Raw genomic sequence first — 23382 nt, 5'->3', positions numbered from 1 at the left:
AATGATTGGACACAGTCATCCCCGAATGACTCAGTTCAGCCTCATGCCGTCGGCATTTGCTCTTGCCGAGAACGATTGGCGCACTGGTCTACCTAACCAATACCGCAGAGCTCTTTTGGGAACTCTCGTGTAAGGCCATGACAACCACTTGGTCCAACGCACCAAAAGGCCCCTCCGCCCCCTCGGGGTGAAGCGCTGTGATGCGTACCCGCTCCCTAAAGCGCAGGAAAGAGGTGTGCGGCGTCCCTTCAGCTAGGACCTCAACCATGCGGCGTTCGGCAATACAGGACGAACCAACGTTGACATCTGTGTTGGACACAGTGCCCGAGCCGATGATGGTGCCTGCCGATAACTTGCGCGTGCGCGCCGCATGAGCAATCAACTGGCCAAAGTGAAAATGCATTTCACCGCCATGTGGGTGACCAAACCATTCGCCGTTGCGCTGCGTCTGCAGCCGCAGGTGCACGCGGCCGCCCTGCCAAGCTGGGCCCAGTGCATCGGGCGTGACGGCGATAGGGGCAAACGCGGTGGAGGGCTTGGCCTGCAGAAAGCCGAAGCCGCTTTTGGCCTCGCGCGGGCCGAAGGCACGCAGGCTCCAGTCGTTGATGAGCACGATGAGGCGCACATGCTGCAGCGCCTCTTCAGCAGTGACGCCCATGGGGGTTTCGCTGAGCACCACGCCAAACTCGCCCTCGAAGTCGATCTGGTCGGCTTCGGACGGCAGGGCCACATCGTCGTGCGGGCCCAGAAAGTCGTCGGCTGCGCCCTGGTACATGAGCGGAATGGTCTCGAAGTCCGCCACCGGCGGCACCTTGAAGGCGCGCTCCATGAGATGGCCGTGGTTCAAGAACGCTGAGCCATCGAGCCACTGCCAGGTGCGCGGCAGCGGCGCCAAACACTGGCGTGCATCGAAAGGCATGGTTCCCAGGGCTGCAGGCGCGTTCACGGTGCGGGCCAGGTCGTGCAGCGCGGGCTCCACCCCACTCCAGCGTTCCAGTGCATCAAGCAGCGTGGGGGCCACGGGGCAGGCGTCAATGCAGCGGCGCGCGTCTTCCGACACGACCACCAGGCGACCATCGCGCTGGCCGTTTCGCAGGGTGGCGAGTTTCATGGCGCCACCCCAGCCGCAGGTTGCAGCGGCAGCACAGGGTCGAAGATGGCCACGGCCCGCGTCCAGCCTGCCGAGGCGCCGCGCACCTTCACGGGAAAGCACGAGATGTAAAAGCCGCTGGCGGGCAGCGCCTCCAGGTTGTGAAGTTTTTCGAGGTGGCAGTAGCCGATATCGCGCCCGGCCTTGTGGCCCTCCCAGATCAACGATGCGTCACCGCTTTCGGCATAGCGCTGCGCGGTGTAGGCAAAGGGGGCGTCCCAGCTCCAGGCGTCAGTGCCCGTCAGGCGCACGCCCCGCTCCAGCAGGTACATGGTGGCCTCGTAGCCCATGCCGCAGCCTGCACGGGTGTAGCCGGGCGTGCCATAGGCGCTGCCCGCACGGGTGTTGACCACCACGATCTCCAGCGGCTGCAGCGTGTGGCCGATGCGGGCGAGTTCAGCCTGCACGTCGGCAGCCTGCACCACGTAGCCGTCGGGCAGGTGGCGAAAGTCCAGTTTCACACCGGGCTGAAAGCACCAGTTCAGATCCACCTCGTCGATGGACAGCGCGCGCTGGCCGCCGTCCATGGTGGACGCGAAGTGGTACGGCGCATCCAGGTGCGTGCCATTGTGGGTGTTGAGCTGAACCTCCTCCACGGCCCACGATTCACCGTCTGGCAGGTCCTCCTTCTGCAGGCCCGGGAAGAACTGCGCCAGGTCCGCAAAGCTCATCTGGTGGTCGATGTAGTTGATGCGCGGGCCCAGACCGGGCGGGTCGGAGACAACATCGTTTTCAAGGTGCATCGAGATATCGACGATGCGGCGAGCGGGTGTGGCGGGCATGGGAGGCATCGGTTGCAAAGGAGGAAACAAAGCGCTCAGGATTCGGCGGTAAAGCCGGTCTGCTTGATGAGGCCACGCCATTGGTCGGCATCGGCCTTGAGCATCTGCGCCAGTTGGGCTGCGCTCGAAGAACGGACCTCCAGGCCGTACTGCTTGCCATAGTCCACCACCTCAGGATGCACCAGCGCGCTTTGCAGCGCCTGCGACGCGCGCTTGACGGTGTCGGCGGACGCTTTGCCGGGCAGGAAGAAGCCGTACCACTCGCTGACCTTGAGCGGGTAGCCCAACTCTGTCAGCGTGGGCACCTGTGGCAGGAACGGCGAGCGCTTCGCGCCTGCAATGGCCAGCACACGCAATTTGCCGCCCTTGCTGTGCTGCAGGTAGTCGCCAATCGGGCCCCAGAACGCGGGGATCTGGCCGCCCAGCAGGTCTTGCATGCCGGGCACGGTACCCCGGTAGGCGATGTGGCGCATGTCGATCTTGGTGAGTTGTCCCAGCAGCACCCCCACCATGTGCGGCATGGAGCCAGCGCCAGGGCTGCCGTAGTTAGCGTTGTTAGGGCTGGCCTGCAGCCACGCCAGAAAGTCGGCCAGAGTTCGCACGCTGTCAGGCACGCCGGGCCCCACGGCCAGGCCGTGGTCGAACATGGCGCCCAACGACACGGGCGCCACATCGTCCAGCGTGTAGCGCAGCTTGGGGTAGGTGTAAGGGTATATGGACAACATGGACGACGGCGTGATGAGCAGGCTGGTGCCATCGGCCGGGCTGTCGCGCAGGTTGAGGATGCCGATTTGTCCGCCCGCACCCGGCTTGTTGTCCACCATCACGGCACCGGCGTACTGCCCGCGCATGCGGTCACCCACCCGGCGGGCCAACGCGTCGGCCGTCCCCCCGGCGGGAAATCCCGAAATGATGCGTGCCACGTCGGGCATGGCGTCCTTGCCGGCCTGCGCCCAGGCAGCGGGAGCAACGCCCAGGGTGGGCATCAGGGCAGCAGAGAGCTGGGTGAAGCGGCGGCGGGTGATCATGTTGTCTGTCTCCGGTAGGTATGGGGCGGCATGCAGCACAAGCCCGGCAAGCCCTGTGCGACAGGGCATGCAGCGGGTGGCATGGAAAAATTATACGAACGTACAAATTCAAAACGACTGGGGTTTGTACGAGTGTTCAACAAATTTATACAACCGTATAAATCAGCCTATGCCCAAATCCACCCCCACCAGAAAAGCAGCGGCTGCAGCGCCCGCTGCCATGGCAGCCAAAGCCCCGGCACTGGCCCGCAAGCGCGCTGCTGCCCGCAGCGCCACCAGCGAAGAAGAACTGGCCCCCAACCGCCAAGCCAACATCCTGCAGGCAGCGGAACGGTTGTTTGCCACGCGCGGTTTTCACGGCGTGTCGATCCGCGACATTGCCGACGAAGCAGGGGTGCCGCTGGCACTGGTGGGGTACTACTACGGCCCCAAGCTTTCGCTGTACCACGCCATCTTCCGCGCGCATGCGGGCTACATCGACGTGCGTCTCAAGTCACTGGCTGATGCCCAGCAGAAGGCACCCCTCGGCCAGTTGCTCGAAGAGATCGTGAAAGCCTTTGTGCTGCCCGTGCTGGAGGTGGCCAGCCAGCCTGCAGGACACCACTTTCTGCGCTTGCTGTCGCGCGGCATGAACGACCACCTGGAAGAAGACGAGCCCATCATCCGCGAGCTGTTCGACCCGCTGGCCCACGCATTCATCGACGCCATTGCAGCCGCTTTGCCCCAGGCCAAGCGCAGTCAGGCCGCGTGGTGCTACCAGTTTGCGTTGGGAGCGCTGCTGCACCACGTGAACGACCAGCGCATCGAGCGCCTGTCGTACGGCCAGAACCAGCCCGGCGACGAAGCCACGGCCGGGCCACTGCTTGTGCGGTTTATTGCGCAAGGCATGCGCGGCGCCTGTGAGGGCACGGTGCACTGATGCGCTACCGCTGACGCACCCACCACCACTCGCCCCACCCACAGCACTGCCGCGCGAGCGCCGCATGCACAGCACTGCCACGCCCATTTTTATGGCCTCTGCCCACCGCTACCCCAGGTGGCTGGGGCCCTGCGCTGCCACCCCACCCACGGCGTCGGCACGCCAGACCGGCGCACCCTAGCCGCCACGACGCGAGCGCGCATAACGCGCTGACACCTTTCCCCCCGTTGAACTGCCTCTCCGGAACAGCCCTGGCTGCGCCGTGGGCCGGTTCGCCCTTCGCTTCCCGCCTACCCATCGAAAGACACCATGAAGCCTCGCACATCCCCCACGCCCCACCCCTCCCACCCTGGGGCCTGTCAGCCCTGGGCGCGCAGCCTGGGCACCGCAGCAGTCCTGTCTGCCGCCACGCTCGCCGCGCAGGCCCAACCCGCATCAGGCCCCGGCCTGCAGCTTTATGGTCTGGTCGATGCCATTGTGGGCCGCTTTGCGGGTCCCGCTGCCGGCATCAATGCGCAGGACCGCGCCGTGACCAAGCTCGACGGTGGCGGCATGTCCACCAGCCACTGGGGCGTGCGCGGCACCGAAGACCTGGGCGGCGGGCTGTCGGCACAGTTTGAGCTGTCGTCCTTTGTGCGCAACGACTCGGGCGCCACCGGCCGCAGCGACGCCTTGCCTGCGCCCGTGAACGTGGCGGCCGACCCCGTGTTCTCGCGCGCCGCCTGGGTGGGCGTATCGCACCGCGACTGGGGCCGGGTGCGGCTGGGCAATGTCACGTCGCTGTTGTTCCTGAGCTCCATCACCTCCAACGCGTTCGGCGACTCCACCGTGCTCGGGCCGCTGAACCTGGTCACCTTCATCGGCAGCCCGCTCACAGGTGGTACGGCATGGGCCAACTCGGTGGTGTATGACAGCCCCAATGTCGCGGGCTTCAATGCCTCGGTGGCGCACGCCATCTCCGAAGGCCAGGGCGGCGGCAACAGCGCTGCGCGCCTGGCCTACGCCAAGGGCCCGTGGGCCACATCGCTGGCGTGGCAGAGCGTGAAGAAGAACCCCGGCACTTTTGCCGACGGCACCTCACCCAACGACACACGCGCCTGGCAGTTGGCCGCGTCGTACGACTTCGAGGTGGTCAAGCTGTTTGCCCACCTGGGCCGCATCGACAACCGGGGCACGGCCGCTGCACCGCTCAACGTGGCATACCGCGTGTGGGATGTGAGCGCTGCCTTGCCCGTGGGCGCGGGCCGCGTGCTGGCGGGCTACGCGGTGCGCCGCACCAGCGACACCGTGGGCCCCGTGCCCGCCACGGTGGCGGGCGGCAATGTGGAGCGCAAGGTGTTCACCCTGGGGTATGACTACTTCCTGTCCAAGCGCACGGACCTGTATGCCATGGTCATGCGCGACAGCACCCAGACCCGCACGCAGCCTGCCCCGCCCTCGGTGATCAGCGCACAGGGCACCAGCTTTGCAGTGGGGGTGCGCCACCGGTTCTGAGCGCACTTCACAACGGTTGTCTCCAAGTTTCAGGGCGCCTTCGGGTGCCCTTTTTTTCAGCGACAAGCCCGTTCACAGCATGCAACTTGAAGCATCTGCCAGCACAGAAATATCTTGATTGCACGTTCCGGCCCGAGCCCGCAAATACTTGCGAGGACGAACGCAAACGGCGGCAGTGCAGCGATTGCTGCCCCTCGCGTGCAATGCTGGAAAGGCAGCTATGGGGTGCCTGGCCGACACGCGCGGAGTCCCGTAAAGCATTACTTTCATTCCAGCATTGAATCGCAGTACAACGCGGCAACCAAGCTCGAAAAACTAGAGTTACAAAGGCGAGCATCGGCGACTAGCGGCCGTTGCCGCAGATGGTTTGACCCTACTGTGCCTCAAGCTGTAGCTTCTTCACCCAAAGGTCGGTTGTCAGGTTGGGCATGACATACCACTGGCCCTCGGCCATGCTGCGTACCATCACCTCGAAGGACGGGTCCGCGTAAATCATTCTCAGATCTGCCGAGAGTTTGTCGCGACGGCCAGCAACTTCGACTTGGATATCCACCCGGAGCGTGGTGAAGCTCGCGGATGTGTCACAGATGCCGCAGATAACCCAATGCAGCACGCGTATCCCCTTGAGTTCTTGGCGAAGTTGCCCCGCGCGATAGGCCACCGGGCGCTGAGGATAGTCAACGTGTAGCGCAGCGAGTGCTCCATAGTTGGTCCTCTGCAGAAACTGCAAGTACTTTGCGGCGACCGCTTCAGGAAGCGTATCGTCGGCGAGTTCCGCGCATGATTCGTCAATGGCCAAGCCAGCGCGCTCGGGTCTGGGCCGCCACGCTTCCAACGCCGACTTGAGGTCCGCTGTTCGGCGCATGACGGCTGCAATCTCACGGAAGCTGGCCGGCCGCTGTTCCTCTTCTGCGCGGGCAAGTCGCTGAGCTTCGTCCCTGATGCTGACAAAGTAGTCGGTGGTTGCCTGGAGCAGGTTGAGAGCCTTTGCTGCGACTATGGAAAAACCGTAGTTCGGGTTCAGTCCATGGACGACGCCATGTCTAAAAGGGGCCTCAATGGGGGCCTCACTGAGCTTCCGCCGCGTGGACCCAAGCACCTTCAACGCTTCTGCCAGACCGCCCGTGCCGCTAGTCTGGGTATCGAAGACTTCCGCGACCGCGCCGCCAGAAAATGGATGCTTGCCAGAACTTGTTGTACAGATTCCGTCGATGATGATGAGAATGAGAGGAACCGCACTGAGCCAATCCTCTGCCTTGCACCGTTCGATGGCTCGCTCGTAGATTGCTGCCCAAGGCCGGAACTGGGGCAGATGAAATCTGTAGCCCAACATCCGCAGGGTCTGCTCGTCGAGATGGTGCTGAGTGAGGAGATGCTCTCCCCGCTCCACGCTGCGCATGGCTAGTTCAGCGAGGACCGTCGATGACATGCGGTCATAGTTCGCCCACCCGAGCGGCACGTACCGCTCCGAGAACAGCGCGATGTTCATCTTTATCTCCTGCACCTCCGCCAATTGCGACTCCACTTGGCGCCAGCTTTCTCGTACCCTGGGGCTGAAGAGGCCGACGGCCTTGGCTACAAGGCGCATTGCGGGCAGCTGAGCAGATATGTGGTCGTAGGGGGTCTTGGGCGGCATGTTCTTAAGTCGGATTGTCGACCAGCAACCCTGTTCAAGGCAACGGCCGCGCAGCTCGGCGCAGTGACTGTTGTCGGCACAAGCGCGGTGCTTGATCGGTAGTGGGATCGAAATGCCCCCAATCCGCCATCAAGGTGACGTCGAGACTCAGCCTTCGGTGCTGGGTCGAACATTTAAGCTATGCGAGGTACAGCTGTCCCCGGTTGCGGTTGGGTGATAGTGCTGCGCCGACGACCACATCCCAGTCGCGCGAACTGGCGGCTCCGACCCGTAGCACTAGACGGGCAACGAGTACTGGGTGCCGCAGGACGCGGGCAACGTGCTGCGCGTCGTGTAGTGCCAGCCGCAGCCTATTGGCAGCGTCGGCCGCATACGCAGTGACATTGGCATATTCTTCAACTGCCTGAGTTCGTAACAGCTCCCAAAGTCAGAAAAGCCGACTGACATTATTTGCGTCACACTATCTCAATGAGTATCAACTGGCAGCAGTATCCGATCGTAGCGTTTATCGACTCGAACATTGTCCTTGAGTGTTCAGCACTTGGCGCGCTCCCTTGGAAAGAGATCAGTGCAACCGGGCCCATCCTCGTTCTGGTGGTGCCGACTGTGATGCAGGAGGTGGACTCGAAGAAGAACCACGCGCGGCTTGCGGATCATGCCAGACGATTCAATCGAACATTGCGGCCGTTGCTTGAAGGCGAGGCCACCGTCTTAGTCCGAGAGTCGCCTGCACCTCGGGTAGATATCGCGCTGGCTGACTGCACACGCATTGATTGGGAGCAGTACCCTGAGCTTGACCGAGACGAGCCGGATGCGCGCGTAGTGGCGCAGGCACTGTCCGCACACGGGCCGTCTCCGAAGTCACGCGTAGTAGTTAGCCAAGATATTCGTCCTCTTCACCTTGCGAGACGCCATGGGCTGAACATTCATCAGGTCAGCGAAACCTGGCTTCGCCCGAGAGAGGTTTCTGAGGCCGAGAAGAAGGCGGCCAATCTTCAGCGCCAGTTGGACGCAATGAAGGATCGCGAGCCCCAACTCTCACTGCATCTGAGTACAAGCCAACCCTCCGTGGATGTGTACCGAATCAGGGCTTTGGCGTTGGAAGAGCGGCAAGCGATTCAAGAGACCATCATCCGGAACAGTCCCATGCCGGAACAGGAGCACTCGCAATTCACGTCAATCCTGGGCGACTATGACCATACTTTGGACGAGCGCTATACGAAGTGGGAGCGCAACAAGGTTCCTCACTTCGTAAGTGACTATGAGCGGAAGATCGAGCTTAACTACGGGCAGCTCCAGATTCGTTTCCGGATAGAGAACACGGGCAAGGTTCCAGCGGAGTCGTTGCTCATTCGCTTGACGGCAACTGGAGGTTGGTTCAACGAGAAGTACGTGGTCGCCAGTCCTTCAGGGCCTTCCGCTCCGCGGCCTAAGCGGAGGTCTCCAATGGACATTCACATGCCGCAGACGCTGCACGACTCAATCCGATCAATGGCGCAACCAGGCAAGCACGAATTCGTGGTGCTTGATGCGCCAAAGCGGTCAATAGAAGTTCGGATTGCATGCGCGGACTTCCGCCACGGCACGGAGTACGAGTACGCTGTCGTTGGTCGGGCAGATCCGCACGCCGCTGAATTTCGCATTGATGCCGTTGTCACGGCGGCAAACCTGTACGGCGAAGCCGAGGCATCTATCGTAGTGCCGAAGAACCTCAAAGACAGCTCGGTTGCGGATTTGATCGACATGAGCACGATGCACTTTAGACAAGCCCCATATATGGACGGTCATCTTGAAAAGGCAATCAGTGCACGTGACTTCTCGGCCTTTGAATTCGATGGATCTCGGGACAATTGAGCGACGGTGCCCTAGAGGATTACAGAGGTGCACGGCGGCTGGACGTGAGCACCTTGAGCACCCGCTGCAGCGCATTGCTCCGTTACTCCCGGCACGACAGGCCAACTGTACTGTCGGCAGGCAGACGCCGAACTTGCACGTGAATTCATTCTTTGTCAATGTCCACCTAGGATGCTTTTCGCCTCCCCACACGCGGACCTTTGCCGTTGACCACCACTGGCCGATAGTACTCATTCGCAGACGGACGCAGCACGTCTGCAACCAGCCTGGAACTGCCACGCCTGCGGTCGGTTCTGCAGCGGTTGCCGTCATCTGCGTATTGACGTCGAAAGCGAACTATAGGTTTATTGCAGCCGATCAGTTTTTGGTTAGTCGGGCAACTGTTGATCCGCAAGGTCAGATACTGTCTGCAGTGTGCCCAGCGTCCAGACTCTCAATTGGTTGAGCCCGCCAGTGACCTTCTCAAATTTTCTGGTACTGAACCCCATGTCAGCGTATTGCTGCAGTTTTGAAAGCTGTTCCCGAAAATATGGATCTTGGGTGCGGCACCCGTTCAGTTTGAATAACAACTGCTTGAACTCGCGGTGGTAGTCGGCATAGGGCCCACCAAAATGGCGGGTTAGTTCTTCAAGACGATCGATGGATTCATGTACCGCAGCTTTGTTCATGGCATTTTCTTCACGTCTACGACACTCTCAATCTCGTAAGAGACTACCTTAGCACCCGAATCCCATAATCGAAATTCACATCGTCTTACCTAACCTGTTGAGACCTTACGTCCACAATACCATTTAGGCTTTCTTAGTCAGGCGATCCCAGAGAAATAGATGTTGCTAGTCCCTCGCACATGTGTGGTCCAACCCGACCACGAGGAAGACGCCATTGCCAAGCCCGTGCCATTGGACGACACACGGGCCGTGATGGCCTACGTGTTGTTGGGTGATCCTGGATTGGGTAAGACCGAAGCCTTTAGGCAGCAAGCCGACGCTGTGGGTGGCTACCGCGTCAGCGCAGGTGACTTTCTAGCGCTTGATGATCATCCAGAATTGAGAGGCTCAACGCTACCGGTATTTATTGACGGTCTCGACGAGACGCGCGCAGGTACAGAGGACGGCAGGGTTCCCCTAGACAACATACGCAGAAAGCTGCAGCAACTGGGATGCCGCAGATTCCGCATCTCGTGCCGCGTCGCCGACTGGCTGGGGAATCCAGACGCAGCCAAATTGCAAGCGCTACTCCCCGCAGGCGAAAAGATTCAGGTGTTCACCCTGCAACCGCTGATGCTCGCAGACGTGACAGCCATCCTTTCAGCTAATCATGATATCGCCGATCCGCAGGCCTTCATCGCCATGGCTGAACAACATGGACTGACAGCCCTGCTGTTCAATCCGCAGACCTTGGGCATGCTCGCCACCGCAGTCGGTCCGACCAATCGCTGGCCTGAGACGCGGCATGCAGTCTATGCAATGGCGTGCGAGCGTCTGGTGCAAGAGCACAACGAGGAGCACCTCGCCGCGACACGCAAAAGAGCGCCGGATCAAGGACGGCTTCAGCGGGCGGCCGCTTACCTCTGTGCCATTCAGCTGATTGCCGACCTCGCAGGGTTTACCTACTCTCAGAGCCCTCCAGACCGAGTGCTCAAGTTGAACGAGGTGCCAAACCCAGAGCGACTTCCACTGGACGAAGCCTTGGCTAGCCGCTTGTTCAAATCGATTGGGCACGATGTCTTTGCACCTGTGCACCGAACTGTGGCCGAATTCCTCGCCGCACGCTGCTTGGCAGATCGCCTTCAGGAAAAGCTCACGGTGCGACGTGCCCGTGCGTTGATTTGCGGCATGGACGGGGGCATCGTCAGTAGCATGCGCGGCCTGGCCAGTTGGCTGGCATCGATGTCACCTGTAGCGCGGACCACTGTTATACGGCTCGATCCGCTCGGTGTCCTGCTATACGGAGACGCGAAGCATTTCTCCATCGCCGATAAAACTGTACTGATGGACAAGCTTGGCGGGCAAATAGCTGAATCGGCATCCTTTCGCTGGTATGAATGGGAAGGCCGACCGTTTGCGGCGTTGATCACATCGGACATGCAGCCGGTGATCAGCCTGCGAATGGCTGAATCCAATCGCTCGGAGAACCATCAGTTCCTGCTTGTCGCGCTGCTTGAAGGTCTATTTCAAGTGCCACCGGACCCAGTATTGACGCAACTTGTGCTGTCCATGATCCGAGATGCATGTTTGTGGCCGGCCGTGCGTAGCCGCGCCTTGAAGGTCTACCTGCGCTGGGTCGGTGAGAAAGATCCATCATTGCGCAAGTTGCTCACAGATATCGATTCAGGAGTCGTGACGGACAGAGACGATGAACTCCTCGGTGCATTGCTGGATGCGATGTACCCACGTGTACTTGCGTCTGAGGATCTCCCAGCGTTCTTTCATCAACCGAAACAAGACAACCTAATCGGCAACTACCGGATGTTCTGGCGACACAATCTGACCGAGATTGAAGTCCTCGAAGTGATGAAGTTGCTGGACGGCTTTGCTGCGCGGGTAGAACTACGCAGCGGAGACACCTCACGCGAATACGCGGAGGTGTTTGGCAATCTGCTTGCCCGCGTGCTCAAAGACGGCGCCGAAGAAGTCCCTGACGAGCGATTACTGAACTGGTTGGAAGCGTCTTGCGGCGACTACACGGAGAGCTTGCTTGAAAACAGTACCAAGCAGATGCTGCATGAGTGGCTGCAAGCCCGCCCCTCCCGCTATTTCTCGTTGTTGGACATCGCTTTGAATCGATGCGCAAACGACGAGAATCCGGTGCGGTCGGCGGAAGGCCGCCTGCATAGAGCCCCAGCGCCGGCTGGTACGGCGGCATGGTGGCTTTCCAAAGCCCAAGCGACCGAAGATGAGGAACAGGCTAAGGAATACTTCACTCTGGCCGTCCCGCACGAACCCGGGCCCGAGTTGGAAAAGATACTGCTCGCGTGTGAAGCGCTAAGTGAGGCGCGTGGATGGCAAGACGTGCTCACCGATAGGCTTACGTGCAGCTTTGAGCGATGGCAGTGGAGGTTGAAAGAGGCTGTACGCCGAAAAGAACGTGCGCTTAGGGCGGCTCAAAGGCACGACCGCTATCGCGCACGGCTGTCCGATTTCTCAGCGTCGCCGGTACCGCTTGGTCTTCTCAGAGAAGTGGCAATAGTCTATGAACATAGACACTATGACGTCGATGGTGAAACGCCGCTGGAGAGGCTGAGCAGTTTCTTTTCTGGCGACCAGGAATTGGTGGAAGCTGCGTTCACGGCGCTGCGCACCACTATTTACCGGGATGACCTGCCATCGGTGGAACAGACCCTAGCCGCCGCCGCTGAAGGCAAGGCGATGGTGCTAAACGTGCCAGCGCTGATCAGTTTGGAACTTGCCTATCGCCAGGATCACGCATTCCTCGATTCGATGTCAGACGGTCACCTTGTTGCTGCAATGGTGGCAGTCCTGGTGCACTCAGTCAAGAACCATGACACCTGGGTGGCAGCAGCCGTCGCATCCCGGCCGCAATGCGTGGCCGATGCTGTAAGTGCTTATCTAATGGCCGCAATGCGATGGAAGATCCGCAGTCCTCATATCACTCATCTCTTTCGCGACCCATCGTACGCGGAAGTAACGAGAAGATGTCTAATGCCGATGCTTGCACAGTTCCCCATGCGTGCGCGTCCAAATCTCCGACATGCTCTCTCGGACATGCTGCATGTGGCGCTGACGCTGCCTTTGCACGATGAGTTGTTTTCCCTCATCCAGGTTCGGCTTGACGCTCCAAAAGTGGATGGGCCGCAGCGCGCTTGCTGGCTCGCTGCTGGCTTACTTCTCGACCCTGATCGTTACCTGTCGATCGCACAACGCTACTTAGAGCGCCGCCCGCCAGCGGCTCAATATCTCGCTGATTTTCTGTATCACCGGAGAGAGATCCACGGTACTGGCATTCCGCAATCTGCGAGCGTGCTTGGATGTTTTATCGAGCATTTTGCTGCCGGTTGCTCTCCGGCCCGGCCCCTCGGCGCAGGATGGGTTAGCCCTTCCATGGATCGTGCTGAGCTCGCCAAACGCTATCTCAACGAGTTGGCCGGTAGACCGGATGCCGAAAGCGCCAAGCAACTAGAGCGTCTCGGTAGCCTGCCTGCACTCGCCGAATGGGCATCCGAATTGCGATCAGCCCGGGTTGCTCAGCAGAGCGTCCGTCGCGACGCTACTTACAACAAGCCCACGTGGGTGCAAGTCTGCGCAACCTTGCAGCAGGGAGCGCCTTCCTGCCCAGTTGAGATTGCCGCCGTTGTAAACGACACACTCGAGGAGCTGAAGGAACAGATTCGCCACAGCGACCTGAACCTAAACCTTCAGTATTGGAATGCCGACTCGCGCAAGAAGCCGACTTCTCCTCGTCATGAAGAGCTTTGTCGCGACACGTTAGTGGATCAGTTGCGCTTTCGGTTGGAGCGATTTGAAATTGCCTGCTTACCGGAAACCCATCATGCCGACGGCAAGCGTTCCGATGTTTGGTGCACTACAGGTATCCTGGGCGGTGTGCCCATCGAGGTCAAGCGCGATCAGCATAGCGAACTATGGACTGCCACTCGAGGACAGCTCATTGCGCGCTACTCGACCGATCCAAGAGCCAAGGGCTACGGTATCTACCTCGTGCTTTGGTTCGGGAAATCAGCGGAAGTGCCCCGTCCCCCTACTGGCGTGCGGCCGCAGACCCCCGAGGAGTTGGAGGCAATGCTGGAGTCAGGCTTGTCGACAGACGAAAAACACTGGGTGACGATTCACGTGCTCGATTGTTCAGTACGTAGCGGAAAATAGAGTTCGCGCTTGCCCGCGACGCTGACCTTAGGGGGAGTACTCGCCTGGAGGGGAGCAGAAGAATAAGACTGCTGCCGCAACTTGCCCTGAAGTCCCCTGTTTGACGAAACGAGTAAGAAGTGTCGGCTTTGTCTGCGCTAGCCGTCAATCGAAGGCTAGTCGGAAATGGCCGCAACCAGCCTGAAGCAGTCAATGACCCACCACCTCGAGAAGGTTCCGTCGCAGCGGAGCGCACGGCAGGAGCCATCCGGCCCACCATCTAACGTTTACTGCTGATTGAGTCGTGCAACCGCTTCGCGCTTACCCAGCTTAAGCGCTCCAGCGATGCGCTCCAACTGCGCTGCCCGTGGATGAACTTGGCCCGTTTCCCACTTGTACACAGACAGCGAGGAAGCATCCAGCAGTAGGGCCATCTGCTTTTGCGTGAGTCCGAGTGCGGCTCGCTTGTCGATCAGCGCCTGCGCATTGAAATGGATCTGCCTCGACTTCTTGAGGTTGACGTCCTCTGTCGGGGCCTTGGTTTTAGGAGCATCCGTCCTGTTGATCTGCCGTTGAGTAGCCTTGAGCTGGGAAGTCAGAGCCTTGACCTCTCGCTTCAGAGCTGCGATCTCTGAGCGATGGCCAGTGATCGCCTTGCGCATGCCCTGAAGCTCAGGCTTGAGCTCCTTGCGAGCCATACGAACAACTTCAGCGCGAAAAGCATTGGAAAACGTATTCATAGGCCCAATGGTAGCTTGGGTGCCTCGTTTTTTGATTTCCATGCCAACCTGCCCCCCAACGCTCGGAGACGTGCCACAGATCGTTGGTGGCTACGAATCCACCATGAAGGTGCGTGCATGAGCTACCAGCGTGCCCACCCCGACGCCGGGTAGTTCTGCTCGGCGTGTGTGATCACTGCGGCTACGGTAGACAGGTTGCCCACTGCCACCAGCCTGCGAGCCGTGTACCACTGGGTATCGGTGATGGTGGGCGCGGCAGCGTTATCGCCGAGGACGGACATCAGCGCCAGCTCATTGGGCGAGCCTTGGCGATGGCTTGCATACACACGCGTGTGCTCGTGCGAGTAGAAAGCCATGCAGGTGCCCTGGTCCGGCTGCTCGACCATGTCAGGGCGGTCGCACAGTGCGATGGCATGACCGCTTTGTATGTAGTTCTCATCCCAAGCCCACTGCTTGATGTCATGGCTGGGGCCCGAGGCTGTGGGCGCCAGCATGTGCTGGAACTGCGTGCCGTTGGTGCTGTAGTAGGCGTAGCGCAGGAAGTTGACGTCGACAAAAGCCACAGGGAGTTCTGACAGCGCCTTCACCAGGTCCGGGGAGGTAGGGCCGTCCTTTCGGATGGACATGTCCAGCACCATCGCTTCGCGGGGGACAGAGACGCCGTCTCCCAATGTCACGCCGAAGGCCATGTCGTACGGAGCAACCTGCTTGACGGGTGCCTGGCAAGTGCCGGAAACGCCTGGTTCGTTATAGAGCAGCGGATCGATCCCCAGCAGAATGCCCTTGTTGGACGGTGTGCCGAGTTGGGCGCCGTTCCAGTTGGGGATCACACCTGTGAGATCTGATGTGCGTCCTGCGCAGTCTCCGCCCTGAGTGGGGTTGTAGAGATTTCCTTCGCTGCTGCGTGACGTCATCTGAAAATCGGCGCCCGCATTGTCATGCGGTACTGCCAAGCGTCCGGCGATCCACATGTTGGTGATCATGGGGGACGCTGTGCCATGGGGCAAAATTTCTTCATTGAGCCGGATGCGGATGACGCCATTGTCCTTCTCATAGGGCTCAGCGGTTGCCATGGTGGGCAGCAACAAGGCGATGCACAGGGATAGAAACTTCATACAGTCACGCTCCTGACAAGGGAAGAAAAAGTCACTGTACGAATTCGGTAAGACACGGGTCAACTTGTGCGCGGTAAGAGCTGTATCGAGCGGTGAGTGAATGCGTCGCCCAAGTGCGAATGCACCACCAAAACCCGCGTCTATCCCTTGTTCATTCTCAAAGAGACAAGCACGAGCGGCATTCTGATAACGACGGGGCACCCGCGCCCGATCCACAAGTGCCTGATTGCCCGGCTTCTGCGCAGCGTCAGCCCTGAATGTGCTGCATCTGCTTTTGTATTAGTACAATTCAATTACACAAGTACAATAATTTTCGCGTTTGTCAGACATCCAGGCGCGAGGATTTTTAAGTGCCCGATACCTTCACTCCACCCCACCCCGGCTGGAAGGCGCGCAGCCTCACCGGCTTCATCGACCATGCAGGGCCGCTGTGGACGCTGCGCGAAGACAGCGGCTGGGCCTATGGCTTCGCGATCGAGACGCACCACCTGAACCCGGCCGGCACCGCCCATGGCGGCGTCCTGCTGACGCTGATGGACCACGCACTGAGCACCGTGGCGTGGGGGGCCTGCGGACGTTTGCCGTGCGTGACGCTGCAGCTGGATTCGCACTTCATGGGGCCGGCGCGCGCAGGCCAGCTCGTGCAGGCCCGCGCTGTGGTGACGCAGCGCACGGGCAGCCTGGTCTTCCTGCGCGGCGAATTGCGCGCGGGCGACAGCCTGGTGCTGACAGCGCAGGCGCTCATGAAAGTGCTGAAGTGAAGACAGGCCTTCGCGGTTGACTGCAGCCCGCCGCAGGCCGCTTGTGCAGGCGATACCTGCAAGGCATCCGCAAGACCGTTGTACGCAGACAAGGAGCGCCCATGGACATTCCCGCCCACCACAGCCTCATGGCACTTTTCGGCGCCCGGCCGCACGGCACGGCCGCTGCAGAGAAAGCCGCAAAAGCGTTTACGCTCGGCAGGTCGAAGCTCTCGAACTCCTCCATGGCCTCCCGCACCAAGACAACCGCCACCCGCACCAGCGTATCCGCCGGATCCGTCGCGCCCGCCAAGGGTGTGCGCGTGCGGCCGGTGCCGGCCGTCACGCGCTCCATCGCCATCCTGCGGCTGCTGGGCGAGCACAAGCAGCCCCTGACGCTCAAGACCGTGGCGCAGGAGCTCGACCTCGTGCCCAGCACCTGCCTGCACATCCTGCGGGTGCTCGTGGCGGAAGACCTGGTCACCCTGGACCCCGCCACCAAGCGCTACGCGCTGGGCACGGGCATGATCAGCCTGGCCCGCAGCGTGCTGGAAGGCGGCGGCTTCACGCAGCTGGTGCAGCCCGTCCTCGACCGCTTGGCTGCGCAGTTCGGCGTGACGGCCATGGGCGTGGAGATCACTGCGCGGCAGACGGTGATGGTGGTGGCGCTGTCGCGCTCCAGCCAGCCGTTTCGCGTGCACACTGATGTGGGCAGCCAGTTCGAGACGCTGGTCAGCGCCACCGGGCGGCTGATCGCGGCCTACAGCGGTGAGACATGGCCAGTGCTCAAGGAAAAATTCGCCCGCGTGGTCTGGGACAAGGCACCTACCTACACCACCTGGAAGAAAGAGGTCGAGCTGACACGTTCGCGCGGCTGGAGCCTGGACCGCGACAACTTCATGGCAGGCATCACGGTGGTGGCCGTGCCGGTGTTCGCGCCCGGCGGCCGGCTGGTGCACACGCTGGTGGTGGTGGGCCTGAGCAGCCAGATGGGCGCCGCCGTGGTGCAGCAACTGGCCCAGGTGATGCAGCGCGAGGCTGCGGATCTTTCACGCCTGGTAGGCGGCGCGGGCTGATTGCCGCTGCACACCGCCTTACCTCCCTACCACCCTCTCACCGTTCGCCCTGAGCATGTCGAAGGGCAGTCACTAGGCGTGCCCTGGCTTCGACAGACTCAGCCCGAACGGATCGAGGCGGTGCCCGCAACGACCGGCAACCTCAATCCGCCCGGATCCCCGCCGCCTTGATGATCGGCGCCCAGCGTTGGCGCTCCCGCTTCGCAAAATCATGCAGCGACGCTGCCGTGCCCCCGGCGGGCTCGAAGCCCAGTTCCAGCAGGCGCTGGCGCACCTCGGGCCGGGCCAGCACCTTGTTGACGGCGGCGTTCAGGGCGCCTGCGACTGCCGCAGGCGTGCCCTTGGGGGCATACAGCGCGTTCCAGGCGATGAACTCGAAGCCCGCGTAGCCTTGCTCGGCCACTGGCTTGACGCCCGGCACCAGGCTGCTGGCCGTGGCCGACGTCACCCCCAGGGCACGCAGCTTGCCCCCGACGATGTGGGGCCGCAGCGCCAGCGGCGTGTCGATGACGGCGGGCAACTGCCCGCCCAACACATCCGTCACCGCGTTGCCCGAGCCCTTGTACGGCACACCGAACAACGGCACCGCCGAGCGCTCTTTCAGAAACTCGACCACCAGGCGCGCCGAGGTGCTGGGCATGGCGATGTCGGCCGAGCGCGGCGCGCGTTTCACGGACTCCAGCAGCTCCGCCACCGAGTGATGGGGAGCGCCCGCGCCCACCGCCACCACCATCGGGAAGGTGCCCACCATGGCGATGGGCTCGAAGTCCTTCTCGGGGTCGAACGCGAGCCGGGCGTACAGGAACTGGTTGAGCACATGCGTGGCATTGGTGCCCATGGTCAGCGTGTAGCCGTCGGGCGCGGCCTGTGCCGTGAGCTCGGTGCCCAGGTTGCCGCCCGCACCCGCCTTGTTCTCGACGACGATGGGCTGACCCAGCTCCCGGGCCAACTGCTCCCCGATGAAGCGCGTGGCCACGTCCGTGCCCTGCCCGGCGGCATAGGCCACGATGATCCGGATGGGCTTGGTGGGGTAGCCCGGCGCGGGGGCCTGCGCATGGGCAGTTCCAAAAGTCCACACCACACTGGCAGCCGTCATGATGGCAGCGATGGTTCGCATGCTTGTCTCCTGTATTTTTTGTGATCTGCCCGTCAGGCAGAGGGAGCGCGGGCAACGCCGCGGCGGTACATCTCTCCCCTTTGGGCTTCATTGAAACCGAGATCGGCCAGCACCTCGTCGGCATGTTGGCTGAAAACCGGTGGCGGCGCTCCGGGCACCGCCGGGGTACCGTACAGCCGCGCAGGAGCGCGCAGCGCCGTGAACGTTCCCTGGCGGATGACCATCTGCCGGTGCGCGCAGTGCGCCTGGGCCAGCGCCTGGGGCACGTCGTTGACCACCCCGGCGGGCACGCCCACGCGCATCAGCGACTCGCACAGCGGCTCGCAGTCGTGCGCGGCAATCGCGGACTCGATGATGTCCTTGAGCGCCTGGCGGTGCGCGATGCGGTCTGCGTTGGCGTGGAACCGCGCATCGTCCGGCAGGCCGGGGCACCCGATGTGCTGGCTGAACCGGCGAAACTGCCCATCGTTGAGGATTCCGATGAAGACATGCCCGTCCCGCGCCCTGAACTTGTCGTACGGGGCGATGTTGGGGTGCGCGCTGCCCAGCAGCCCCGGCGCCTTGCGCGACGCGAACCAGTTCGAGGCGTGGGGCAGCAGCAGACTCAGTGCGGTGTCGTACAGCGTGGCTTCCACCCGCTGCCCCGCGCCGCTCTCCTGCCGGCTGCACACGGCCATCAGGATGCCCGTGAGCGCCACATAGCCCGTGAGATGGTCCACGATGGGTATGCCCATGCGCGTGGCGCCCGTGGCCGACTCGCCGTTGATGCTCATCAGGCCGCACTGCGCCTGCAGCACCGCGTCGTAGCCTGGCAGGCCGCCCAGCGGGCCGTCACGGCCAAAGCCCGAGATGGCGCAGTAGATGAGGCGCGGGTAGCGCGCGGCCAGCACCGCTTCGTAGCCCAGGCCCCACTTCTCCATGGTGCCGGGCAGAAAGTTCTCCACCAGCACATCGGCATCCTGCAGCAGGCGGTGCAGCACCTCTTGCGCGGCCGGCTGGCTCAGGTCCAGGCTGATGGCCTTCTTGCCGCGGTTGAGCGCGGCAAAGTAGGCCGAGTGGCCGCTGTCGTCGTAGGGCGGGCCCAGGTGGCGCGTCTCGTCGCCGCCGGGCGGCTCGATCTTGACCACCTGGGCGCCGTTGTCGGCGAGCATCTGGGTGCACAGCGGGCCGGCGAGCACACGGGTCAGGTCCACCACGCGCAGGCCGTGCAGCGCCGGGGCGCTGATGCTTGTCATGCTGCGGCTACCCGCGCCGTGGCAACACCACCACGCCGCTGCCGAGCACCGAGAGCTCGCCGTCCTGGTTGTGCGCCTCCTGCGTGATCTCGACCAGGTGCTTGCCGCCCTCCTCGAACTTGCGCGTGACCTTGCCCTTGATGAACAGCATGTCGCCCTCGGGGTTGTGGCGGCGGATCTTGCAGCTGGCCTTGTGCAGGAAGCCCGCGTCGCCCATCCAGTTGGTCAGGTGGTGGGTGAGCCACGATGTGCGCTCCGGGCCGTAGTCGTACGCGCCGGGCGCGCCCACTTCGAGCGCGAAGTCTTCTTCCCAATGCACGCGCTCTGGCACGTCCGGAATGCCGAAACGGTTCTTGATGCCCACGCCCGGGTGCGCGTCGATCAGCTTCCAGGCCAGCTTGTTGGCGCGGATGTAAAGGCCGCCCCAGCCCTGCGCGTAGGCGATGAAGCCGGTCACCGTCATCGGGCCCTTGAACATGGTGGGCAGCTCGTCGCCCACGTTCACGTCGTCCCAGTAGCGGGGGGTGGCGCCGCGCACTTCCTCGTTGCGGTAGAGCTTGTAGGCCTCGCCCAGCTCCTCGTCGGTGTACTGGCGCGGGCCGCGTTCGCGAACGCTCTGGTACTTGCTGCCCTGCTCGCGCGCATGGTCGCGTTCGGTGCGAAAGCACCAGCTGTCGGCCTCGGCCACCTTGTCGCCGTCCTGGTTGAAGAAGTCCACGTGGTAGATCTGCTGGATGGCGCGGCCGGCAAAGCGGGTCTGGTGCTCGATCAGGTCTTTGAGGGATGCTTCGGTGGATATCACGTCGTTGCGGCGCACGGGCTTGTGCCAGGTCCAGTCCGCACCCGACCACATGGCGTGCACGCCCGGCAGCCCGCCCACATAGCCCGACACGATGCGGCTGGTGGCGAACAGGAAGCTGGGCAGCGCGACGATGCCGCCGTAGTGGCTCTTGGCCGCGTAGTCGGGGTCGCACCACAGCGGGTTGTCGTCGCCGATGCCGTGCGCATAGTGGCGGATGTTGTCGCGCGTGGCCTCGTAGCACCAGGGTTCGGCCGTCTGGCCGATCTTGGTGCCGATGCGTTCGCGCAGTTCGTCAAGGCCGCTGTCGGTGATCTTGGGAAAGCTGCGCTGGGGCGTGGTGGCGGTGGACATGGTGAAGTCTCCTTGGGTTGTGGATGGGCGAAAACGGGGAAGCAACGGAAAGGGAAAAAGGAAGGGCGAAGAAAGGGGAAAGCACAGAGGGGACGCGAGGCAACCGCTCAGGCCACAGCGGCGGCGGCCTCGCGCTCGCGCAGCACCTTGCGGTGCAACTTTCCCGCAGGGGTCTTGGGCAGCTCCGCCACGAAGGCGATGTGGCGCGGGTACTCGTGCTGGCTGAGCTTGGCCTTGACGAGGCTCTGCAGCTCTTCGACGAAGCCGTCGCTGCGCGCGCGGTGCGACACGACGAACGCCTTGACCACCTGGCCGCGCAGTGCGTCGGGCACGCCGATCACGGCCGCTTCGAGCACGTCGTCGTGCATGAGGATCACGTTCTCGATCTCCACGGCGCTCATGGTCCAGCCGGCGGAGATGATCACGTCGTCGGCACGCCCGCCGTGAAAGAAATAGCCGTCCCCGTCGGTGCGGCCCAGGTCCTTGGTCGGAATCCATTGGCCGCGCCGCAGCACCATGAGCTGGCCCGTGGTGCCCGGCGGGCACACGTTGCCGTCGGCGTCGTGCACCTCGACGCTCGTGCCCGGAACAGCCTTGCCCAACGATCCGCGCTTGACCGGAAAGTCCTTGGCCCCGGGGTAGCTGGCGAGCACGACCCCGATCTCGGTGGTGCCGTACATGCTGCAAACCGGCAGGCCGAAGCACTGCTGAACGAAGTCGGCCGTGTCGTCATCGATGGGCTCGCCGGTGAACGAGAGCTTGTCGAAGTGGTAGCTGTGGTCGCCCGCCTTGCCGCAGTTCTTCATCATGCGGTAGTGCGTGGCGGCGGCCGACATGTTGGTGAAGCGATGCACCGACAGCGCCTGCAGCAAGCGCTCGGCGTTGAAGCGGCCGCTGTAGCTGCCAATGGTCAGGCCCAGCGCCAGCGGCGCCAGCGTGCCGTGCCACAAGCCGTGCCCCCAGGCGGGTGACGACGGGCACATGAACCGGTCGCCAGGCCGCAGTCCCGTGCCGTAGAGCGCCGCCACCATCAGCGTGACCAGCGCCTTGTGCGTGTGCTTCACAGCCTCGGGCAGCTCCCGCGTGGTGCCGGACGTGTACTGGAAGACGGCCAGATCGTCGGCCTGCGATGTCGTGGTGTAGGTGGCCGGCAGCGCCTGCAGTTGTTGCCACAGGGCGCCGTCGAACACTTCGAACGCCGTGGTGCCCAGGCCCGCGACGACCTCGCGCTTTTCTTCGTTGGTGATGAGAAGGCTGGGCTTGCAGTCTCCTACCCGCAAGCGCACGCCGTCGGGCCCGAACAGGGTGAACAGCGGCACGGCGATGGCGCCCCGCTTGATCACGCCGAACATGGCCGTGTAGAAGGCCCGCGAGGGCTCCAGCATGATCGCCACGCGGTCGCCGCGCTGCACGCCGCGGCCTTCCAGGTAGTGCGCGAACCGGGCGGAGTCCCGCGAGAGTTCGTCGAAGGTGATGGTCTCGTCCACACCGTCTGCGCGGCAGACGATCACCGCAGCGCGGCCCTGGCCTGCGTGGCGGTCCACACACTCGTGGGCGATGTTGAACGCGGTGCGGTCTCCGTCAAATAGATCCCACAGGCGCTCTGGCGCAAAGTGGGCTTGGGCATCTGCATGGCTCGTGTAGTCGGTCAGGCGTTTCATCTTTGCATGGGCTCTGTGTGGCGGTGCATGCAGTCTCGATTTGCCGGCAATTATTGTCAAATGCGACTTTAAATTGTCTAAGTACAATTTTTTGAGAAATTGAAAACTTCGGCAGCGCGCTATTCGCGCGCCCGCGCGCGCCGCGAGCCGCCATGCCAGGGACAGCAAAAATGGAAAGGCCCGCGCATTGCTGCCAGTACGCTGTCACGAGCGCGCCATAAGGTCCCAGGCTCACAAAGACATGAAGGAACGTATGAAGACGCAGTTCTACGGCGCGTCCAGCCTGGACGGCTTTATCGCCACGCCCGACCACGACCTCGGCTGGCTGCTGCAGTTCGGCGAGGTGGAAGGGTCCAGCTACCCCGCCTTCATCCGCGACGTGGGCGCGCTCGCCATGGGATCGCACACCTACGAATGGATGCTGAAACACGCCATCGACGCGGGCCAGCCGTGGCCCTACGCGCAGCCCGCATGGGTATTCAGCTCACGCACGCTGCGCGGCATCCCGGGCGCGGACGTGCGCTTTGCGCGTGGCGACGTGCAGCCCGTGCACCAGGCCATGGTGCGGGCTGCGGCGGGGCGCAATGTCTGGGTCGTGGGCGGTGGCGAACTGGTGGGTCAGTTTTACGATGCCGGCCTGCTGGACGAACTGATCGTGCAGGTGGCCCCCGTCACGCTGGGCACGGGTGCGCCGCTGCTGCCGCGGCGGATCAAGCAGCCGGCGGCCCTGCGCCTGCAGTCGGTGGCCACGCTGGGCGGCATCTTCGCGGAGCTGCGCTACGCGGTACAGCGGCCTTGAGGCGCTTGCTATGCTTTACATAGCTATCAGCGCTTTGCCAGAATGCTGCAGCGGCCTTTTTGG

Annotated in this window: 18 protein-coding genes; 7 read left to right on the top strand and 11 right to left on the bottom strand. The window is 62.6% G+C overall.

The window, feature by feature from the left end; genetic code table 11:
- Positions 1-88: 88 nt before the first annotated feature.
- From KW835_RS16905 to KW835_RS16895, 3 genes are read right to left on the bottom strand one after another with little or no spacing between them, the layout of a single operon-like run.
- Positions 89-1111 carry a fumarylacetoacetate hydrolase family protein gene (locus KW835_RS16905; RefSeq protein ID WP_218384461.1) on the bottom strand — a complete coding sequence of 341 codons (1023 nt, stop codon included), beginning with the start codon at positions 1109-1111 and terminating at the stop codon, positions 89-91.
- A complete protein-coding gene (locus KW835_RS16900; RefSeq protein WP_218384459.1) occupies positions 1108-1932 on the bottom strand; it encodes a cyclase family protein in 825 nt (274 codons plus the stop codon). The genes KW835_RS16905 and KW835_RS16900 overlap by 4 nt, the downstream gene beginning before the upstream one ends.
- 35 nt (positions 1933-1967) lie before the next feature.
- Positions 1968-2960 carry a tripartite tricarboxylate transporter substrate-binding protein gene (locus tag KW835_RS16895; protein ID WP_218384457.1) on the bottom strand — a complete coding sequence of 331 codons (993 nt, stop codon included), beginning with the start codon at positions 2958-2960 and terminating at the stop codon, positions 1968-1970.
- A gap of 169 nt (positions 2961-3129) precedes the next feature.
- On the opposite strand from KW835_RS16895, the gene KW835_RS16890 reads away from it, so the two are divergent.
- Complete coding sequence (locus KW835_RS16890) at positions 3130-3879, top strand: TetR/AcrR family transcriptional regulator (RefSeq protein WP_255593604.1); 750 nt, start codon at positions 3130-3132, stop codon at positions 3877-3879.
- Positions 3880-4188: 309 nt separating this feature from the next.
- Complete coding sequence (locus KW835_RS16885; RefSeq protein WP_218384455.1) at positions 4189-5373, top strand: porin; 1185 nt, start codon at positions 4189-4191, stop codon at positions 5371-5373.
- 373 nt (positions 5374-5746) lie between these two features.
- Here the strand turns inward: KW835_RS16885 and KW835_RS16880 are convergent, their stop codons facing one another.
- Positions 5747-7009, bottom strand: a complete 1263-nt coding sequence (locus KW835_RS16880; protein ID WP_255593603.1) for a hypothetical protein — start codon at positions 7007-7009, stop codon at positions 5747-5749.
- 468 nt (positions 7010-7477) lie between these two features.
- Between KW835_RS16880 and KW835_RS16875 the strand changes: the two genes are divergently transcribed.
- A complete protein-coding gene (locus tag KW835_RS16875; RefSeq protein ID WP_218384453.1) occupies positions 7478-8863 on the top strand; it encodes a PIN domain-containing protein in 1386 nt (461 codons plus the stop codon).
- Positions 8864-9231: 368 nt separating this feature from the next.
- On the opposite strand, the gene KW835_RS16870 is transcribed toward KW835_RS16875, so the two are convergent.
- Positions 9232-9531, bottom strand: a complete 300-nt coding sequence (locus KW835_RS16870; RefSeq protein WP_218384451.1) for a hypothetical protein — start codon at positions 9529-9531, stop codon at positions 9232-9234.
- Between the two features lie 252 nt (positions 9532-9783).
- On the opposite strand from KW835_RS16870, the gene KW835_RS16865 reads away from it, so the two are divergent.
- The gene (locus tag KW835_RS16865) at positions 9784-13704 is read left to right on the top strand and encodes an NACHT domain-containing NTPase (RefSeq protein WP_218384449.1); all 3921 of its coding nucleotides are present in this window, start codon (positions 9784-9786) and stop codon (positions 13702-13704) included.
- Positions 13705-13970: 266 nt separating this feature from the next.
- On the opposite strand, the gene KW835_RS16860 is transcribed toward KW835_RS16865, so the two are convergent.
- Both KW835_RS16860 and KW835_RS16855 read right to left on the bottom strand, forming a co-directional pair.
- Entirely contained in the window at positions 13971-14465 is a 495-nt protein-coding gene (locus KW835_RS16860; RefSeq protein WP_255593602.1) for a helix-turn-helix domain-containing protein, read from the bottom strand.
- An 80-nt stretch (positions 14466-14545) separates the two neighbouring features.
- Entirely contained in the window at positions 14546-15496 is a 951-nt protein-coding gene (locus KW835_RS16855; RefSeq protein ID WP_218384447.1) for a hypothetical protein, read from the bottom strand.
- A 392-nt stretch (positions 15497-15888) separates the two neighbouring features.
- Here KW835_RS16855 and KW835_RS16850 point away from each other — a divergent pair, with 392 nt between their 5' ends.
- Together KW835_RS16850 and KW835_RS16845 are read left to right on the top strand one after the other, a co-directional pair.
- The gene (locus KW835_RS16850) at positions 15889-16299 is read left to right on the top strand and encodes a PaaI family thioesterase (RefSeq protein WP_339385435.1); all 411 of its coding nucleotides are present in this window, start codon (positions 15889-15891) and stop codon (positions 16297-16299) included.
- Between the two features lie 101 nt (positions 16300-16400).
- Complete coding sequence (locus KW835_RS16845) at positions 16401-17354, top strand: IclR family transcriptional regulator (protein ID WP_255593601.1); 954 nt, start codon at positions 16401-16403, stop codon at positions 17352-17354.
- Positions 17355-17496: 142 nt separating this feature from the next.
- Here the strand turns inward: KW835_RS16845 and KW835_RS16840 are convergent, their stop codons facing one another.
- From KW835_RS16840 to KW835_RS16825, 4 genes are all read right to left on the bottom strand, one after another.
- Entirely contained in the window at positions 17497-18471 is a 975-nt protein-coding gene (locus KW835_RS16840; protein ID WP_218384445.1) for a tripartite tricarboxylate transporter substrate binding protein, read from the bottom strand.
- A 32-nt stretch (positions 18472-18503) separates the two neighbouring features.
- The gene (locus tag KW835_RS16835; protein ID WP_218384443.1) at positions 18504-19706 is read right to left on the bottom strand and encodes a CaiB/BaiF CoA-transferase family protein; all 1203 of its coding nucleotides are present in this window, start codon (positions 19704-19706) and stop codon (positions 18504-18506) included.
- A gap of 7 nt (positions 19707-19713) precedes the next feature.
- A complete protein-coding gene (locus KW835_RS16830; RefSeq protein ID WP_218384441.1) occupies positions 19714-20859 on the bottom strand; it encodes a MaoC family dehydratase N-terminal domain-containing protein in 1146 nt (381 codons plus the stop codon).
- Positions 20860-20966: 107 nt separating this feature from the next.
- Complete coding sequence (locus KW835_RS16825; RefSeq protein WP_218384439.1) at positions 20967-22520, bottom strand: acyl-CoA synthetase; 1554 nt, start codon at positions 22518-22520, stop codon at positions 20967-20969.
- A gap of 253 nt (positions 22521-22773) precedes the next feature.
- On the opposite strand from KW835_RS16825, the gene KW835_RS16820 reads away from it, so the two are divergent.
- Complete coding sequence (locus tag KW835_RS16820; RefSeq protein ID WP_218384713.1) at positions 22774-23319, top strand: dihydrofolate reductase family protein; 546 nt, start codon at positions 22774-22776, stop codon at positions 23317-23319.
- The last annotated feature ends 63 nt before the right edge of the window (positions 23320-23382 follow it).

The organism is Acidovorax sp. sic0104 (assembly GCF_019219095.1).
In the GTDB taxonomy this organism is placed as follows: Bacteria; Pseudomonadota; Gammaproteobacteria; order Burkholderiales; family Burkholderiaceae_C; genus Acidovorax.
Note: the sequence above shows the minus strand (reverse complement) of the source record. Positions and strands in the feature narration are given on the sequence as shown.

Excerpts from the sequence above, each read along its gene's own strand:
- KW835_RS16905 (WP_218384461.1), bottom strand. The coding sequence starts at position 1,111 with ATGAAACTCGCCACCCTGCGAAACGGCCAGCGCGATGGTCGCCTGGTG.
- KW835_RS16900 (WP_218384459.1), bottom strand. The coding sequence starts at position 1,932 with ATGCCCGCCACACCCGCTCGCCGCATCGTCGATATCTCGATGCACCTT.
- KW835_RS16895 (WP_218384457.1), bottom strand. The coding sequence starts at position 2,960 with ATGATCACCCGCCGCCGCTTCACCCAGCTCTCTGCTGCCCTGATGCCC.
- KW835_RS16890 (WP_255593604.1), top strand. The coding sequence starts at position 3,130 with ATGCCCAAATCCACCCCCACCAGAAAAGCAGCGGCTGCAGCGCCCGCT.
- KW835_RS16885 (WP_218384455.1), top strand. The coding sequence starts at position 4,189 with ATGAAGCCTCGCACATCCCCCACGCCCCACCCCTCCCACCCTGGGGCC.
- KW835_RS16880 (WP_255593603.1), bottom strand. The coding sequence starts at position 7,009 with ATGCCGCCCAAGACCCCCTACGACCACATATCTGCTCAGCTGCCCGCA.
- KW835_RS16875 (WP_218384453.1), top strand. The coding sequence starts at position 7,478 with ATGAGTATCAACTGGCAGCAGTATCCGATCGTAGCGTTTATCGACTCG.
- KW835_RS16870 (WP_218384451.1), bottom strand. The coding sequence starts at position 9,531 with ATGAACAAAGCTGCGGTACATGAATCCATCGATCGTCTTGAAGAACTA.
- KW835_RS16865 (WP_218384449.1), top strand. The coding sequence starts at position 9,784 with ATGGCCTACGTGTTGTTGGGTGATCCTGGATTGGGTAAGACCGAAGCC.
- KW835_RS16860 (WP_255593602.1), bottom strand. The coding sequence starts at position 14,465 with ATGGAAATCAAAAAACGAGGCACCCAAGCTACCATTGGGCCTATGAAT.
- KW835_RS16855 (WP_218384447.1), bottom strand. The coding sequence starts at position 15,496 with ATGGCAACCGCTGAGCCCTATGAGAAGGACAATGGCGTCATCCGCATC.
- KW835_RS16845 (WP_255593601.1), top strand. The coding sequence starts at position 16,401 with ATGGACATTCCCGCCCACCACAGCCTCATGGCACTTTTCGGCGCCCGG.
- KW835_RS16840 (WP_218384445.1), bottom strand. The coding sequence starts at position 18,471 with ATGCGAACCATCGCTGCCATCATGACGGCTGCCAGTGTGGTGTGGACT.
- KW835_RS16835 (WP_218384443.1), bottom strand. The coding sequence starts at position 19,706 with ATGACAAGCATCAGCGCCCCGGCGCTGCACGGCCTGCGCGTGGTGGAC.
- KW835_RS16830 (WP_218384441.1), bottom strand. The coding sequence starts at position 20,859 with ATGTCCACCGCCACCACGCCCCAGCGCAGCTTTCCCAAGATCACCGAC.
- KW835_RS16825 (WP_218384439.1), bottom strand. The coding sequence starts at position 22,520 with ATGAAACGCCTGACCGACTACACGAGCCATGCAGATGCCCAAGCCCAC.
- KW835_RS16820 (WP_218384713.1), top strand. The coding sequence starts at position 22,774 with ATGAAGACGCAGTTCTACGGCGCGTCCAGCCTGGACGGCTTTATCGCC.